The sequence below is a fragment of the Prevotella sp. P5-126 genome, from assembly GCF_002251185.1.
Lineage (GTDB): Bacteria > Bacteroidota > Bacteroidia > Bacteroidales > Bacteroidaceae > Prevotella.
Window position 1 is genome coordinate 1 of record NZ_NPIZ01000014.1, and the last position, 15,978, is coordinate 15,978.

Here is a 15,978-nt window from a genome sequence, read left to right on the forward strand (position 1 = left end):
ATAATGTAGAGTGGATATGTTGATAAATGACGTAACTAGTTCAGTTCTTCTGATTAATCAGATTGACTACGACTTTCACCATCACGTCTTTCTCTTCTGTCTTGCTCTCAGCAATCATCAGAGTTAGTGCTACGAGGGTGTTATCAGCCAGGCGTTTTGAACCGTCTTTGCGATAGAGAATACCATTATTGTTCAGGAACCACAAGAATAGCGTGGCTGCAATGCGTTTGTTGCCATCACTAAAGGAGTGGTTCTTCGTTACCAGATATAGCAACATGGCTGCTTTCTCCTCCACACTGGGATAGAGTTCTTCGCCTCCAAAGGTCTGATAGATCTGGCCAATACTGCTCTTGAAGGAGTCATCCTTCTCATTACCAAAGAGTGAAGAGCTACCAAATTTCTCACGTAAACCACTGATGGCTTCCATTGCATTCTCATAAGTGGCATGGAAAGACTCCTGCTTCGTGATTTTGTCTATCGTCAGTCGTTCGTAGTCGTAATTATCAAGTGTATCAAGCGCGTAGGTGTAATCGACCACGACATTCAGTAACTCCTGTGTTTCTATTGTATCCGACAATTCCTGATTATATAGCGTACGCCCTATCACTTGAACCATCTGGCGTAGTTCGCCAATATGCTCCTTGCGGATACGTTCATTGATGGCATAACCTTTTAAGAGGTATTGCTTCAAGACTTTGTTGGCCCATTTCCTGAACATCACCCCTCGACTACTCTTTACACGATATCCAACAGATGTTACCATTTCTAGGTTGAAATACTCCTTGTCATGCGTCTGAGTTTTATCCTTCATAGCACCATGCTGAGTGGTAGACGCAAATTTTGCGACTACCTCTTCGGAGCCGGCCAGTTCCTCTTTTAGCGCATTATTTATATGCTTGCTGATAGTTTTATAATCTCTGCCATACAATGTCGCTATTTGCTGGCGATCTAACCACAGCATTTCTCCTTCCATCCTAACATCAAGTTGAATGGAGTTGTTCTCGTCTTTGTAGATTACAATCTGATCTTTTTTCATACAACTTAATTATTTGCAAAGATACATCTTTTTATTAATATAGTATGCAAAAAACGAAAATGTTACATATTTGAAGGAAGTTTTATAAAATTTCTCTGGCTATCCAGGCGCAGGCTTCTGCATCAGCAAGGGCATGATGATGATTAGCCAGATGATAACCACAGTATTCTGATACTGTATGCAACTGATGGTTGGGTAATTGTGGAAACGCTTTGCGAGAAGCCACACATGTACAGTAAAACTGATAATCCGGATAATCCATCTGATAGCAACGGAATACGGCTTTCAGGCAACTCTCATCAAAAGACTTATTATGGGCTACAAGGGGCAATCCCTCAATAAATGGCTCTATCTGTTTCCATACTTCTGGGAATATGGGGGCTTCTTCTGTGTCCTTACGAGTAAGACCATGTACCTGGCTACACCAATAATTATAGTAGTTGGGCTCTGGCTGAATCAGAGAGTAGAAAGTATCCACTATCTCACCATCACGCACTATCACTACACCCACTGAGCAAACACTAGTGCGCTCGTTGTTGGCCGTCTCAAAGTCTATAGCAGCAAAGTCTCGCATAATCAATCTTCCTTGTATTTATTCCACATGTGTTTGCAAATCTCAGCCACCTCATCACGAAACCATTTAGGCTCCAACACCTCAATATCGCAGCCCTGTGAAAGGACCTCCTGCCGGAAATCGAAGGTGGGGCGCAGACGAACGGTAAAGATACTGTATTCATCAGTCCGCTCAACCTCCTGTTGAGTATGATGTAAGGTGAGGGAACGGAGATAATTGGCTTGGCCTGAAGAAACCTTAAACTTAACAGTCTCGACCTTGACATTCTGATCAGCTATGATACCCAAACAATCATAGAAAAACTCCTCTGGTACAAAGTCTTTAGGATACTTGAAACTTGTCTCTTTTAATTCCATCCATTGAACACGGTCAAGAGCATAAATCATGATCTTATCATAATAGGGGCTACGACCAACAATATACCAACGCTGCTTAAAAGCTTTCAGGCAATAGGGCTCTATCTCAAAGGTGTTTGCCTCGTCTCTCGAAAAGCTTTGATAGGTCATGCCAAGCACTAGGTTCTTCTTCAGTGCCTCAAGAATGATGGGCAGATACTGTTCGCCATCTGGAATCTTCTCAAATAGTACCTTATCTTTAATACTTACGTTCTCTATCATCAGGTTGCTCACCGTCAACGTATTGAACAGCCAGCTGCGCATGGATCCGCTTCTCAGTTCGTCAGCATTCTCGATATAATAGCGGTATCTGCCACTCTGCTCGTTTTCAATGATGAGGCCAAACATCTCTTCAATAGCTATACGCCATTTATGAAATGTACGCAAGGGAAGTGGATTACCCTCGCTCAAGTCGTTGTCAAGCCAACTCTGGTTAATCTCCTCGTATGTAATCTTCTTGGCCTTATAGATAGTTTCTACCAGCCAGACATACTTATTTAATAAGTTCTTTGCCATAGTTTTATCGTTTGATGCTGCAAAGATACAAAAAAGGTGTGAATTATTGAGGCACAGGTTTGAAAAAAACAATTGATTTTGAAATCATCTTTTGTGTTCCAATTCAACATTTACCATTGGTTGCTACAACAAGGTAGTCTCTTTCCTTTACGGACAAATTCCGCAAAAGGGTGTAGCCTAATACGCACTTTTCTGTGGAGTGCCACACAAAGATGCTTGTCTGCTTTCTGATGAGCAAGCTCGGCGGACATTAGGGTTTTGTTTTCCTGAAGTGTTATTTCACAACAGGGAATTTTCAGAAAGAGCCTATCTGGTAATCTTGATGTACCTTTGCCCGCAAATTTCAAAAACAAAACAAGACATGGAAGTAGTATCAATTGAGCGCAGTACCTACGAGGAGCTGCTGACGAGCTTCAACAGTTTCATCACAAAGATGAAGGAGATGGCCAGTAGAGGCACAGACAAAGGGTTGGGCGACTGGCTTGACAATCAAGATGTATGCCAAATGCTGAACATCAGTCCAAGAACATTACAAACGCTTCGTGACAATGGGACATTGGCCTATTCTCAAATCAACCGTAAGGTATACTATAAGCCTGAGGATGTAGAAAGGATTCTGTATGTTGTGGCTGGTAGGGATAAGGATGCCAAGTAATATAACCTCAAAACGAGCCGCCTATGAACGAACTGATAATGCCTCATAACGTTGGCGTGAAGAATGCGTTGGAGAACATGAAGGAGGTGCTTGCCCTATACAAGAAGGTGATAGGCAATTATCGCCCATTGCTTGATGGTGAACGCTACATAACAGACAAAGAGGTTGCACAGATTCTGAAGGTCAGCAGACGGACGCTACAGGAATACCGTAATGATGGTGTACTACCTTATATATTATTAGGCGGCAAGGTGCTTTATCGTGAGAGTGATTTGGAAAGGGTTCTGGAGAGTTGCTATCATCCTGCGTTTAAACGATAGGAAAAAAGAAAGAGCCGTAAGTGGTTCGTGTGCTGTGGGATTATAACGCAGAAAGACGGATGACAGACTTCGCTAATCATTCGTCTTTCTGCTTTGGAGTATTTATGCGCCGTTAGTGGTTATGCTCTCTTTATGTCCTTGAACGATGCGTTGAGTTTATTGCCGAGCATCGTCAGATCGTTGTCAAGTTTCTGGCTTGTGATTTTAGCATAAATCTGGGTGGTCACGATATTGGTGTGTCCCAATACCCGGCTCACGCTCTCGATGGGCATACCCTTTGAAAGCGCCAACGTGGCGAATGAGTGCCGGCCACAATGGTAGGAGATGGCTTTCTCTATGCCGCAGGCAGTCATCACTGTTTTCAGTTTCTTGCACATTGACCAGTAGTTCATCTTGCCGAACACAAGTTTCTCTTCCTGTAGGTGCTTGTAGCGGTCGATAATCTGCAAGGGAACGTCCATCAGTTTCACCTGGAAGGGGATGTTGGTTTTGTGACGCTTGCTGATAATCCACTTGTCACCGTTGATGTCTACGATGTTGTCCGTCGTCAGTTTCTTTACGTCGATGAACGAGAGTGCGGTGAAGCACACGAATACAAAAATATCACGAACGAAGGCCAGATTATCGTCCTCGAACTCATGGGTTACGACTGCCTTTAGTTCTTCCTCGGTCAGAAACTCCCTTTCCTTGCAGTTCGGGCTGATGTGGAACTGCGCGAACGGGTTACGGGGAATCTTGCCGTTGTAGTGCGCCCTCAGTACAACGCCTTTCAGCCACATGCATCTCTGCCAGATAGTTCCATTGGCCAATCCTCGGTCAGTACTGAGGTAGGCGGCGAAGTCCTTGATGAATTCAGGTGTCAGTTCAAGCATCGACATATCCGTGCGACGGTAGTGCGACTGAATGAACTCTGCCACATCCTTTCTTGACCGCTCCATAGCCCAAAGTGTGCTTGCAGCCCTGTCCTTACCCACACGTTTCTTCTGGTTGGCAATGTCCTTGTCGAAAGCACTCAGCAGCGTTTCGTACTCGCTACCGAAGCCCTGATAGGAGTTGCGCACCATTTCTGCCGTTACAAAAGCCTCGCGGTCTGACAGGTGCTGATAGTGCTTGATAATCTGCGCCTTGATGTTATCAAGTTCGCGGTTAATCTGCAAAGCCTCCTTGCTACGGCCTTTGGCACAATTGCCCTTCACGTCCCACATGTCAAGCGGGATCGTCTTCTTACAACTGAACTGGCTCTGAGTGCCGTTAATCGTAACCCTGCCCATCACAGGCACCACACCGTTCTTCTCCTTACTCTTGTTCACATAGAACAGAATGTTAAAAGTACTTCTCATGTTTTTTACTCCGTTTTTAATTTTGGCTGCAAAACTACTATGTTTTTAGGCATCCATCGCTATGCAAAATATTGCAGTTTGCGGAATAAGAAACGGGCGGTGAAAGGTGCGTCATTCTTCACTATTTTGAAGGGGTACTTTTCTTATCTCCAAGGTCATAAATTGGGTTACGATTTGGCAACCTAACTCCTTCGCCGATCCTCTCCAATTTGCTTTATCCCTATTTTTGAGCTTCCCCGTTCTGCCCCGTCTTGCCTTTATTTTAGGCCGAATTGCGTTAATCTTCCAAAATCCGTTGCTCTTTACAGTCTTTTTCAGTAACTTTGTAGTCCATCCAGTACTAACTTCATATTATAACTAACAAATGAAACGAATTGCACTTTTCACTATCGCTATCGTAGCAATGACCCTATCGGCAATGGCAGCTACATCCGAAGGCACCAACAATTTCACTATCAAACGAGGCACCAATGTCAGTCACTGGTTGTCGCAAAGTAATGAACGTGGCGTTGCACGCAGACTCCACATACAAGAAGACGACTTCGCACGACTGGCGCAACTGGGCTTCGACTTTGTACGCTTGCCTATTGACGAAGAACAGTTTTGGGATGAAGCGGGTAACAAACTGCCCGAAGCATGGCATCTTCTCACCCAAGCACTCGATTGGGCAGGCAAATACCACCTACGCACTATTGTCGATCTACATATCATTAGAACCCACCATTTCAATGCTGTCAACGAAGGAAAAGCAAATGCCAATGTGCTATTCACTTCTGATAAGGCGCAACAGGACTTTATCAACATGTGGTATCAACTCTCTGACGTGCTCAAAGCCTATAGCAACGATGCCGTGGCATACGAGTTTATGAACGAACCTGTTGCTGACGACCATGAACAATGGAATCAGTTGATATTCAAAGTACATAAAGCTCTCCGCAAACGCGAGCCACAACGCACATTGGTTGTTGGTTCAAACAAGTGGCAGGGTACGGGAACTTTCAAATATCTGCGTATTCCTGAGGGTGATAAGAATATCATACTCTCTTTCCACTATTATGAGCCAATGGTGCTCACACACTATGGCGCACCCTGGACTCCCATTGGAAAGTATAAGGGAAAGGTAAACTATCCCGGACAGATGATCTCACAACAGGACTATGAGGCTATTCCTGCCGACTTGCGTCCGACATTCGAACCATATACCAAGGTGTGGGATAGAGAACGCATCTGCCAAGATTTTCGTGACGCTATTGCTGTGGCAAAGAAATACGGTGTACAGCTCTTCTGTGGAGAGTGGGGCGTTTATGAGCCTGTTAACCGCGATCTTGCCTATCGGTGGACGGAGGACATGCTGTCTGTCTTCAAAGAGTATAATATTGCGTGGGCCACATGGTGCTATGATGCCGACTTTGGTTTCTGGGATCAGAAACGTCATACTTACAAGGATCGCCCACTTGTAGAACTGCTTATGGAGAAGTGATAAAACACCGCTATTATTGGAAAAGCGACAAACAGAGGGTTCTGCTTGTCGCTTTTCTGATAGTATAGCGAGGGAAACATGCCGCCTTCAGCGGTCAAATCTCCTTGTCGGTACCTGTCAATATATGGAAGCGGCGGGTGACAGCTTTGCTGATCTGCTTGAAATTGCCATAGCGCAGGTTGAGCAGCAGTTCCTCGATAGACCGACCGATCTTAATCCATGGATGGCCCCAGGCATTATAGCGATACATGCGCTCCTTATAGGTCACATCCTCGATGACATAGTGGGGATGGCGCAAAGGAAACTCTATCTCGTGGCTCTTCATGGTGAACTGACGACGCACACCGCGTGGCAACGTCTTGAAAGCAGAATAGTGGGCTGACTCATCCGTGGCCCCTACGTTGCTAATCATATTCTTCACAGGCATGACAGATAGTCCGGAATTGAACAACATCGATGCCCAGAAGATGGTTTCAAACTGAGGAACACCCGAACTGCGATGCAGTTGACAGGTGCGGATGAAGTCTTTCTTTATCTTGCGACGCTTGATGAGGTTGCGCAAGAGTTGCATATCATACTTGTCGTCCATAAACGTATAGTGTTCATCCCACTGGTTGACCACACGACTCCACGATGCCCAGCCCCAAATGGAGAAGGCTGAAGTGAAGAAATAGTCGTTGGGCACGTTGGGTGTGACCTCGTCCATGTTGTAACCGGCAACCATGGTAATACGCTCATCGTGCTCATATCGGTCGAGCATCTCCTTGCAGAAACGGAAGAAAGAAACGGTCGGTACGACATCGTCCTCTAATACAATACACTTGTCAGCAAGCGAGAAAGCCCACCGGTGGGATGTGAATCCTGCTGTCATGCAACCCAAGTTCTGCTCCTGATAGTTGCGCTGTACATCACAATCCCAGTCTATTTCCGCCACTACCTCACGACATGCCATGATGGCAGGAAGGTCCTTCTTGTTGCGAGGACCGTCTTGAAAGAGAAACAAGCGAGTGGGGCGTGCCTTACGTACTTGTTCAAATACCACTCTCAAACTGTCGGGACGGTTGAAAAACAGCATGAGAACGGCAATGTCTGTCTGTGCGGGATACTTCATAATCGATGTTGTTTGATTTGTATGATGGTTCGATAGAGTTTGATAACAGGTCGGCTGAGCAGCGGAGGCAATGCCCATACCACACGGTCGTAGAGCGGAATGCCTGCCGGCAGTGTGCCGATGGCCTTGATATAGTAGTTGTGGCGGACCTCCATGTGTCCGTCGCAGATGAATTTCTCGTATTCCTTCAACTGGTGAAGCACAAAGGCGCTGTGCAGTTCAGACCATTGCGGGGCAAGCGTCTGACGCAGCAGACGGTCGTAGAGCATCTCGCGTTCCAGAGTGCGGCGCCGTGTGTTGGGCACGCCCAGCGTATAGCGATAGACGCAATCGTTGATGAACCACACCCTGGGGCGCTTCATCAGCACCATCACCTGCATCAGTTTGTCCTCACCCTCAATGATGTCGCGCGGTGTGTCGAGGCATCCTTCCAAGATAGTACGGCGGAAAATGGCTGCCCACAGCACGGGAAACCGATTCTTGCCGGCTATGATGGCACGTACCAAATCGGTGGGATTGACCTCACCCTGATAGACCACAGGCGACTGAATGCCGTTGTGGGTGCAGAAGGTGGCTATCACTTCATCGGCTGAAGTCTGGCTAATGGCATCGTAGAGTGTGCGAAGGGCACCCGGAAGGAGCTCGTCATCGCTATCCACAAAAACGATATACTCGCCTTGCGCTTGCTCCACACCATAGCGGCGGGCGGCTGTCACACCTTGATTAGGCGTGTGGAACACCCGAAGGCGGGCATCGCCAGAGAGTTGGTCGCATAGGTCGCCCGACCCGTCGGTACTGCCGTCGTCAACAGCCACAACCTCTATATCGTCCATATCTTGGGCGAGCAACTGGCGGAAACAGCGTTCGATGTATTCCACCTTATTATATATAGGTACGATGACGGATATTTTCATGCCTGATGATGTTTATGTGTGACATAGTGCAGACACTCGTCGAGTATCTGTGCATGGGCGAGTTTCATGACGACAAGATAGAGTATGCCTGCCACAACAACGCGCGCCAACAGCAGAAGCGGGGCGATAGTCATCCACGATGTGGCATAATGGGTGGCTATCATGACAAGGGCTGCGGCAAAGAAAAACGGTGTGAGGTCGGCAAACACCTGCATGAAGCGAAGGCCTGTCAACCGATGAGCTGCCATCTGCCAAACCCCCAGCCATACGATATTAAACACAGTGTAGGCTGCTACCATGTGCAGTACGCCCATGTGGCTGAGGGCTATGATGATGCCCAGTTGTATGGCTATCTGCAGAATGTTGAGCCACATGTTGATATCTGAACGTCCGTGACTGATTACGAGATTCTGATAGAGCGTATAAAACGGCATGAAGGCGCCGCCAATGCAAAGAATCTGTAAGATGGGTACAGCATCAAGCCATCCTTCACCAATGGTGGTCACAATAAATTCGCGACTCACCAACGAGAGACCCAATAAGGCGGGAAAGGCGAAAAAGGCTGTGAAACGCAGCATTTTGCGGAAGATACGGATTTCGCGTTCCTGCTCGTTGCGGATTTCCACCAATACAGGTTGAGCCACCTGCATCACGGTATTGCTGATGAGCGAATGGGCCATCGTGTTCCATTTGCTGGCTTGAAAGAAGTTGCCCGTTGTGCGCATGCCCAACATATTACCGAAGATAACGGTCAACATATTGTTGCTAACGGTGGTGATGACCATCGTGACGAGGATTTTCATACTGAAACTGAAGGTCTGGCGAATGGGCGTGAAGTCAAAATCAAACGTGGGACGCCACTTGATGAAGAACAATCGACCTAATACCAATACCAGACTGTTGACAACCTGTTGGGCAGCTATACTCCAATAGGTCATCCCTGCCAGTGCCATGCTGATGGCGGTGATGCCCGAAATGATAAGGGCGGCTATAGAAACAATAGCCATCTCGCGCTGCATCATATTCTTGGTCATGTAGGCATTCATAGAGATGCCAAACGAAGAAATGAAGAACGACAGAAAGACCACGCGCGACAGCACCGTCAACTCTGGTTGATGGAAGAAAAGGGCAATGAGCGGAGCACAGAAGAATAATACACCGTAGAGGCAGGCACTCATCAACACGTTGAACCAGAATACCGCATTGTAGTCGCGATGTTGCGGCGCTTTCATGTTGACAACGGCAGTGGAGAAGCCGCTCGACTGTAAATTGCCGGCAATGAGCGAGAAGATACTCAATACACCCACCAAACCGTAGTCGGCAGGAGAGAGCAGACGACCGAGAAAGATACCGAAAAAGAGGTTGAGCAGTTGCGTTGTGCCACTGTTCAGCGCTCCCCACATGAGACCCTTGGCGGTCTTGTCTTTCAGTGATTCTGCCATGTTGCGTCGGTTTTATTATGCAAAAATACGCATAATTGTTTTAAGTTCAAAATATTTATAGTACTTTTGTCCTATAATATAAGGCAATGACTATGCAACAAATCACAGATATCAAAGAACTGCGAAGTTTGCAGATGGGAATACTCGACGACGTCGATCGATTCTGCAACACACATCACCTGCGCTATTCGCTATCGAGCGGAACGCTCATAGGTGCGGTGCGACATGGGGGATATATACCTTGGGACGACGATATTGACATCTATATGCCGAGAGAAGACTATGAGCGTTTCCTTGCCAGCTATGCTGATCAGGAAGGACGTTATCGGGTGCTCGATCCCAACAAGGAGTCGCATTATTATTATACCTTTGCCAAAGTGGTCGATCAGCGCACACGTATGGTGGAGAAAGAAACAAAGGGCTACGAGATTGGCGTATATATCGATGTGTTTCCCGTGGATTATGTGACGGATGATATGAAGCGGCGGCAACGGGTGTTCAAATGGAAAAAACTGCTCTACAAAATACGCCGTTGCAAGATTTCAAACGACAATCCGCTCCATTCACAACTTGCCTATTGGGTCTATCGGCTGTTGCCCATATCTGTGGCGATGATAGAACGATGGATCAGACAACTTATCGTGCTTAAAACGCCTACGGAAACGCTATGCAACATGACCGAGGCGGGACCGAAGATGAAGGGATGTTTCCCCGCAGAAGATATGGCTACGGTGGTCGATATGCCGTTTGAAGACCGTACCTACAAGGCGATGGTGGGGTATCGCGACTATCTGGAACATACCTATGGCGACTATATGGCTCTCCCGCCAGAGGACCAGCGCGTCACCCACAAGTTTGAAGCCTATTGGTTGTAACACCCTTATGTCGGTGGTCGATGGGTGGTCGATCAGTTAACTATCGACCACCGGCAATCTATTAGACCACAGATGGTTATCGTGATGGGTGGTCGAGTGGTCGAAATTTTTAGAAAAACTGAATTTTATGGGCACCTCTCTTTACGCGTTGGTAAAGACTGAAAGGCGTAAAGGGTCAGTTGCTGTATCGGCTGATGAGATTCATGCCCCAGTCATAGACTTGGTCAATATGGGGCGCAGGGATGTTGTGCTCATGTATCAGCCGATGGATAATGGCAAGACCATAAGGGAAATCTTCTGTGAAATAACGGCTGTGAAAGTCGGGGATATAGGTAGTGCCGACTTTTTCCATCGGTGACATAATGCCCTTGAAGGCTGCTATCGACTGTAGTTTGTGAGTGAGCGATGGTGCATCGGTACTCTCGTAATAATCGAGAATGGTGGGGATGGCACCCGGTGTCACATGCAACTTGTCGAGCAATTGCATGAACTCGGCATCCATCGCTATCAGTAGTGATGAGGCGTTGTCGGTCCAGTTGGAATAAAATTCTGGTATGCTTTCGTAGGTGATGCCCTCTTGCCAGTTGTGCCACAGGTCGTAAAGACGTGAGGTGTGGAGCAATGGATTGCTGTTGGTCAGACTGGCTTCGTAGTGGGATGCCAATAGATGTGTGGGACAATGGAATAGTTGTTGTATCTCGCTGGCAATGCGGTTGGCATCTTCTCTACTTGCCCTTTCTACGGCAAGATTCAGCGACGACTTGTAACCCAACAGGTGGGCACTGTGTCCATAGACCTCAGTACGGGCGATGAAGGGCACACGCTGAAAACCAAAAAGGGGAGTGGTGGAAGGAAGAAGTGACATGGCTTCGAAAAAGAAACCTGTGCTGCTGACGATACTTCCCACGGGGATGCCGGGGCGGAGAACGTCGCGCAGTTCGCTTAACACACTTCTGATGGCAAAACCTGGTTGGGCAAGAAGTAGCATATCTGCCTGCGGTACCACATCGGAGGCTGTGGAACTGATGGTGGAAAGATGTCCTTCAAGGGTTGTTCCTTCAGGAGTCGTGATGTGGAGGGTATGGCTCCAGCGTTCGGGATGACGGGTGAGTAGAGTGACCTCACAGCCGTTGGCAGCCAGGAAACCAGCCACTACATGTCCGAGATTGCCACCGCCACAGATACAGATGCGTTTCATTGTGCGAGAATATGGAATGCTTCGATGAGCCGGTCGTTATCTTCGGTAGCGCGTACCGACAGGCGGATGAAGTTGCGACCCTTGAGTCCGTTCTTCGAATCGCAGTCCTTGATCATGATATTGAAGCGCGACAGGAGTTGCTTGGTCAGTTCGGCAGAAGAATAGCGGTCGGTTACCTGGCAGCAGAAGAAGTTGGCTTGAGTGGGCAACACACGCAGATAGGGTATCTGCTGAAGCAACTTACCGAAGCGGTTGCGCTCGGCAATGAAACGGTGGCAGGCTGCCATATAGTCTTTCTCGTATTTGCCGAATATCTGCATGTAGAACTCGCCAAACGAGTTGATGTTCCAGATGCTGACATCGCGCTTGATATACTGGATGAGGCTGCTGTCGGCAGATGCCAAGATGCCTAATCGCAGTCCGGGAACACCATACGATTTGCTGATGCTCTTCACTACGATAAGACCGTCGTACTGCTCCAACAGGTCGTTGCGCAATAGGGTGTTGTGCTCGAAATCATCGCTGAAATCCACAAACGATTCGTCGATGACCAGTCGGATATGTTTTTGTTTGGCCCACTCGATGAGTTGCAGCAAACCATCCATTGGGATGAAATTGCCAGAAGGGTTGTCGGGATTGATGAGCAACAGATTGTCGATGGGATGCTCATCATAGAAGTTGATGAGGTCGTCGGCAGTATATGATAAGGTCTGTGGATCGGGCTGATAAGCCACAATCTGTTCGGGTCGCAGGCGGTGGGGATATTCCTCAAAGGTGGGATAGACCACACCGATGCGTCCTTCCACATGTTCCATCATGCTCTTGATGAGTTCGGCTGCACCGTTGCCCACGACAACATACTGTTGGCGGATGCCGAAATACTTGCCGGCAAGAAGTGAGTTGACAAACATACCCGATGGGTATTCGGTCAGTAGCGTGTCGAAATTGGCACGCAACTCATCTTTCATGCGAGCGGTGGGGAAGTAGGGATTGACCAGATAGCAATAGTCGAGCATCTTGGGGAAGCGCCAGTGACCACCGTAGCGATAGTTGAAACGATGGAGCATCTCATCGCCTTCGGCAAAAATGGTCTCGGCAATATCCAAATCTTGAATATCGTCTATCTCGTACCACTTCTCGTTGCCGATGGGTAAAGCCTTGAGCTCGGCATTGTCGAGAAGGGTGATGACGCGTAACACTTGCTCGTAATACTCGTTGTTGCCTAATGCAGAACAGTAGGCTTCAAGGAAAGGCACGTATTTATGGCATGAGAACTCGCGCGAGAACTTATAGATATTGACCGTCTTGTAGTATTGGTCAACATCGGCATAGTTGAAGGCTTTCTTCGGCACGAAGTTCACAATGTTGTGATCGCTATCCATCCTTACCATCGTACCGTCCATCCATGTCTCGTATTTGGCAACGAGGGCAAGGTTGGGGTAGGGGTTGTCGAGAATCATTCGGAACAACTGGTCGCTGAAAATGAGGTCGCTCTCGATGAGCAACGTGTCGTCTTCAGTCATCTGTTGCTTCACCATCGACAAGGAATAGATATTGTTGGTCTTGTCGTAGATGGGGTTCTCGGCATATTCGATGTTGAGGCGTCCGTCGTATCGGTGGCCGATATACTGGCGCAATTCATCGCCTTTATAACCCACCACGATGATGACGCGAGTGAGCGACAGCGTGGCAAGTTGACCGAGTAAACGGTCGATGAGGCGCACACCATTGACAGACACCATACATTTGGTGTTGTCGCGGGTCAGTTCGCCAAGTCTGCGGCCCATGCCAGCCGCCAGGATGATAGCCTGCATCTGTGGAGTATTAGGGAGTGTTGATAGAGATTATTGGGCAAGCCAAAGTGGGATTATCCCACCTGGCTGCCTGGTTTAACGTCTTTGCTGGTAGTTACCACGCTGAGACTCTCGTCGAAATCAACGGCAGAGAGTATCATGCCTTGGCTCTCGATACCCATCATCTTGCGTGGTTCGAAATTGGCTACAAAGAGGATGCGCTTGCCGATAAGGGCGGCAGGGTCTTCGTAGAATGCGGCAATGCCACTGAGGATGGTGCGGTCGGTGCCTGTTCCGTCGTCGATAGTAAACTGAAGGAGCTTCTTCGACTTCTTCACTTTCTGGCAGTCTTTGATGAGGCCGACGCGAATGTCGAGCTTCTCAAAGTCTTCAAACGTTACGTTGTCCTTGATGGGAGCGGCTTTATAGGCTGCTGCCTCGTTGGCTTTCTTGGTGGCTTCGAGCTTGTCGAGCTGCTTCTGAATGACATCGTCTTCAATCTTTTCAAACAGCAGTGAAGGCTCGCCCAGTTGGTGGCCTGCCTCAAGCAAATCGGTAGAACCGAGCTGTTCCCAGTCGAATGAGGTGATATTGAGCATATCGCGCAGCTTTTTACTTGAGAATGGCAGGAACGGTTCGAAGGCGATTGCAAGGTTGGCTACCAGTTGGAGAGATATGTTGAGGATGGTTTCCACACGTTTCATATCTGTCTTGGCAACCTTCCATGGTTCGCAGTCGGTGATGTATTTATTGCCGATGCGTGCCAAGTTCATAGCCTCTTTCTGTGCTTCGCGGAATTTGAACTGGTTGAGCAATGCCTCTACGCGACCTTTCACGTCCTTGAATTCTTCCAATGCCTGGCGGTCAACATCCTGCAGCTCGCCACAGGCAGGTACTACGCCACCCCAGTATTTCTTGCTGAGTTGTAGTGCACGGTTGACGAAGTTGCCATAGATAGCCACCAACTCGTTGTTGTTGCGGTCTTGGAAATCCTTCCAAGTGAAGTTGTTGTCTTTGGTCTCTGGTGCATTGGCAGTCAGTACATAGCGCAGCACATCCTGTTTGCCAGGCATATCAACCAAGTATTCGTGCAACCATACAGCCCAGTTGCGTGAGGTAGATATCTTGTCGTTTTCCAGATTCAGGAACTCATTGGCTGGCACATTATCGGGCATGATGTAGCCGCCGTGGGCTTTCATCATAACGGGGAAGATAATGCAGTGGAATACAATATTGTCTTTTCCGATGAAGTGGATGAGGCGGGTGTCTTTGTCTTTCCACCATGTTTCCCAGTTGCCCCAGCGTTCTGGCTCTTTCTCGCAGAGTTCTTTGGTGTTGGAAACATAGCCGATGGGGGCGTCAAACCATACATAGAGCACCTTACCGTCGGCTCCTTCGATGGGAACGGGAATACCCCAGTTGAGGTCGCGTGTCATGGCGCGAGGCTGGAGATCCATGTCGAGCCATGATTTGCATTGTCCATAGACATTGGGACGCCACTCTTTGTGCTCTTCCAGAATCCACTGTTTCAGCCAGTCCTGATATTTGTTGAGGGGAAGATACCAGTTTTTGGTTTCTTTCATCACAGGTGTAGAACCGCTGATGGTCGATTTTGGATTGATAAGTTCCAGGGGAGACAGGTCGCGTCCACATTTCTCACATTGGTCACCGTATGCTCCTTCGCTGTGGCAATAAGGACATTCGCCGGTAACGTAGCGGTCTGCCAAGAACTGTTTGGCTTCTTCGTCGTAGAGTTGTGTAGAGGTTTCCTCGGTCAGTTTGCCTTCGTCGTAGAGCTTGCGAAACCATTCTGCTGCAAACTTATGGTGTGTTTCCGAGGTGGTGCGGCTATAGATGTCGAATGAAATGCCGAACTCTTGGAATGAGTCTTTAATCATTTTATGGTAACGATCTACCACGTCCTGTGGGGTAATGCCTTCTTTGCGGGCACGGATAGTGATGGGCACACCATGTTCGTCGCTACCACCGATAAACATCACATCTTCTTTTTTCAGTCTCAGATATCTTACATAGATGTCTGCAGGTACATAAACTCCTGCCAGGTGACCGATATGCACACCGCCATTGGCGTAGGGCAGTGCTGCTGTCACTGTTGTTCTCTTGAATTTCTTGTCTGCCATTATATAATATGTTATTTTAATGCAAAGGTAGTGCAAACCGAGCGAAATACAAAGAAAATGGCTCATTTTCTTTGTATTTCTGAGGTGCAGCCTACCTTAGACGCATCGCGTCAAAGGTACGATTAAGTGAGCGAAATACAAAAGAAAAAATCCCATTTTCTTTTGTATTTCCGAACGTGGAGTAAAAG

The 15,978-nt window shown here is 47.8% G+C and carries 14 protein-coding genes; 4 read left to right on the top strand and 10 right to left on the bottom strand.

Annotation, left to right across the window (positions count from 1 at the left end; all coding sequences use genetic code 11):
- Nucleotides 1-40: 40 nt before the first annotated feature.
- The 3 genes from rhuM to CIK90_RS01240 form a co-directional block, all read right to left on the bottom strand.
- Nucleotides 41-1,036 carry a virulence protein RhuM/Fic/DOC family protein gene (rhuM, locus tag CIK90_RS01230; RefSeq protein WP_094389490.1) on the bottom strand — a complete coding sequence of 332 codons (996 nt, stop codon included), beginning with the start codon at nucleotides 1,034-1,036 and terminating at the stop codon, nucleotides 41-43.
- A gap of 82 nt (nucleotides 1,037-1,118) precedes the next feature.
- Nucleotides 1,119-1,610: a 3'-5' exonuclease gene (locus CIK90_RS01235; protein WP_094389489.1), complete on the bottom strand. Its 492-nt coding sequence runs from the start codon at nucleotides 1,608-1,610 to the stop codon at nucleotides 1,119-1,121.
- 2 nt (nucleotides 1,611-1,612) lie between these two features.
- Entirely contained in the window at nucleotides 1,613-2,521 is a 909-nt protein-coding gene (locus CIK90_RS01240; protein ID WP_094389488.1) for a YafY family protein, read from the bottom strand.
- Nucleotides 2,522-2,882: 361 nt separating this feature from the next.
- Here CIK90_RS01240 and CIK90_RS01245 point away from each other — a divergent pair, with 361 nt between their 5' ends.
- Nucleotides 2,883-3,176, top strand: coding sequence for a helix-turn-helix domain-containing protein (locus CIK90_RS01245; protein WP_094389734.1), 294 nt, complete (start codon nucleotides 2,883-2,885; stop codon nucleotides 3,174-3,176).
- Between the two features lie 77 nt (nucleotides 3,177-3,253).
- A complete protein-coding gene (locus CIK90_RS01250) occupies nucleotides 3,254-3,496 on the top strand; it encodes a helix-turn-helix domain-containing protein (protein ID WP_301637647.1) in 243 nt (80 codons plus the stop codon).
- A 119-nt stretch (nucleotides 3,497-3,615) separates the two neighbouring features.
- Here the strand turns inward: CIK90_RS01250 and CIK90_RS01255 are convergent, their stop codons facing one another.
- Nucleotides 3,616-4,836 carry a site-specific integrase gene (locus tag CIK90_RS01255; protein ID WP_094464119.1) on the bottom strand — a complete coding sequence of 407 codons (1,221 nt, stop codon included), beginning with the start codon at nucleotides 4,834-4,836 and terminating at the stop codon, nucleotides 3,616-3,618.
- 364 nt (nucleotides 4,837-5,200) lie between these two features.
- Here CIK90_RS01255 and CIK90_RS01260 point away from each other — a divergent pair, with 364 nt between their 5' ends.
- A complete protein-coding gene (locus CIK90_RS01260) occupies nucleotides 5,201-6,316 on the top strand; it encodes a glycoside hydrolase family 5 protein (RefSeq protein WP_094464120.1) in 1,116 nt (371 codons plus the stop codon).
- 94 nt (nucleotides 6,317-6,410) lie between these two features.
- Here the strand turns inward: CIK90_RS01260 and CIK90_RS01265 are convergent, their stop codons facing one another.
- Genes CIK90_RS01265 through CIK90_RS01275 form a run of 3 tightly spaced genes read right to left on the bottom strand, consistent with a single transcriptional unit; the run spans nucleotide 6,411 to nucleotide 9,783 of the window.
- The gene (locus CIK90_RS01265) at nucleotides 6,411-7,427 is read right to left on the bottom strand and encodes a hemolysin activation protein (RefSeq protein WP_094464121.1); all 1,017 of its coding nucleotides are present in this window, start codon (nucleotides 7,425-7,427) and stop codon (nucleotides 6,411-6,413) included.
- Nucleotides 7,424-8,341: a glycosyltransferase family 2 protein gene (locus tag CIK90_RS01270; RefSeq protein ID WP_094464122.1), complete on the bottom strand. Its 918-nt coding sequence runs from the start codon at nucleotides 8,339-8,341 to the stop codon at nucleotides 7,424-7,426. Before CIK90_RS01270 ends, CIK90_RS01265 begins: the two co-directional genes overlap by 4 nt.
- A complete protein-coding gene (locus CIK90_RS01275; RefSeq protein WP_094464123.1) occupies nucleotides 8,338-9,783 on the bottom strand; it encodes a lipopolysaccharide biosynthesis protein in 1,446 nt (481 codons plus the stop codon). Before CIK90_RS01275 ends, CIK90_RS01270 begins: the two co-directional genes overlap by 4 nt.
- A gap of 86 nt (nucleotides 9,784-9,869) precedes the next feature.
- Between CIK90_RS01275 and CIK90_RS01280 the strand changes: the two genes are divergently transcribed.
- On the top strand, nucleotides 9,870-10,658 hold the full coding sequence (locus CIK90_RS01280; protein ID WP_094447316.1) for a phosphorylcholine transferase LicD: 789 nt from the start codon (nucleotides 9,870-9,872) through the stop codon (nucleotides 10,656-10,658).
- A gap of 175 nt (nucleotides 10,659-10,833) precedes the next feature.
- Here the strand turns inward: CIK90_RS01280 and CIK90_RS01285 are convergent, their stop codons facing one another.
- The 3 genes from CIK90_RS01285 to metG are packed head-to-tail and all read right to left on the bottom strand — an operon-like array spanning nucleotide 10,834 to nucleotide 15,790.
- Nucleotides 10,834-11,856, bottom strand: a complete 1,023-nt coding sequence (locus CIK90_RS01285) for an NAD/NADP-dependent octopine/nopaline dehydrogenase family protein (protein ID WP_094464124.1) — start codon at nucleotides 11,854-11,856, stop codon at nucleotides 10,834-10,836.
- A complete protein-coding gene (locus tag CIK90_RS01290) occupies nucleotides 11,853-13,670 on the bottom strand; it encodes an aminotransferase class I/II-fold pyridoxal phosphate-dependent enzyme (protein WP_094464125.1) in 1,818 nt (605 codons plus the stop codon). Before CIK90_RS01290 ends, CIK90_RS01285 begins: the two co-directional genes overlap by 4 nt.
- Before the next feature lie 53 nt (nucleotides 13,671-13,723).
- Nucleotides 13,724-15,790, bottom strand: coding sequence for a methionine--tRNA ligase (metG, locus tag CIK90_RS01295; RefSeq protein WP_094464126.1), 2,067 nt, complete (start codon nucleotides 15,788-15,790; stop codon nucleotides 13,724-13,726).
- Nucleotides 15,791-15,978 lie beyond the last annotated feature (188 nt).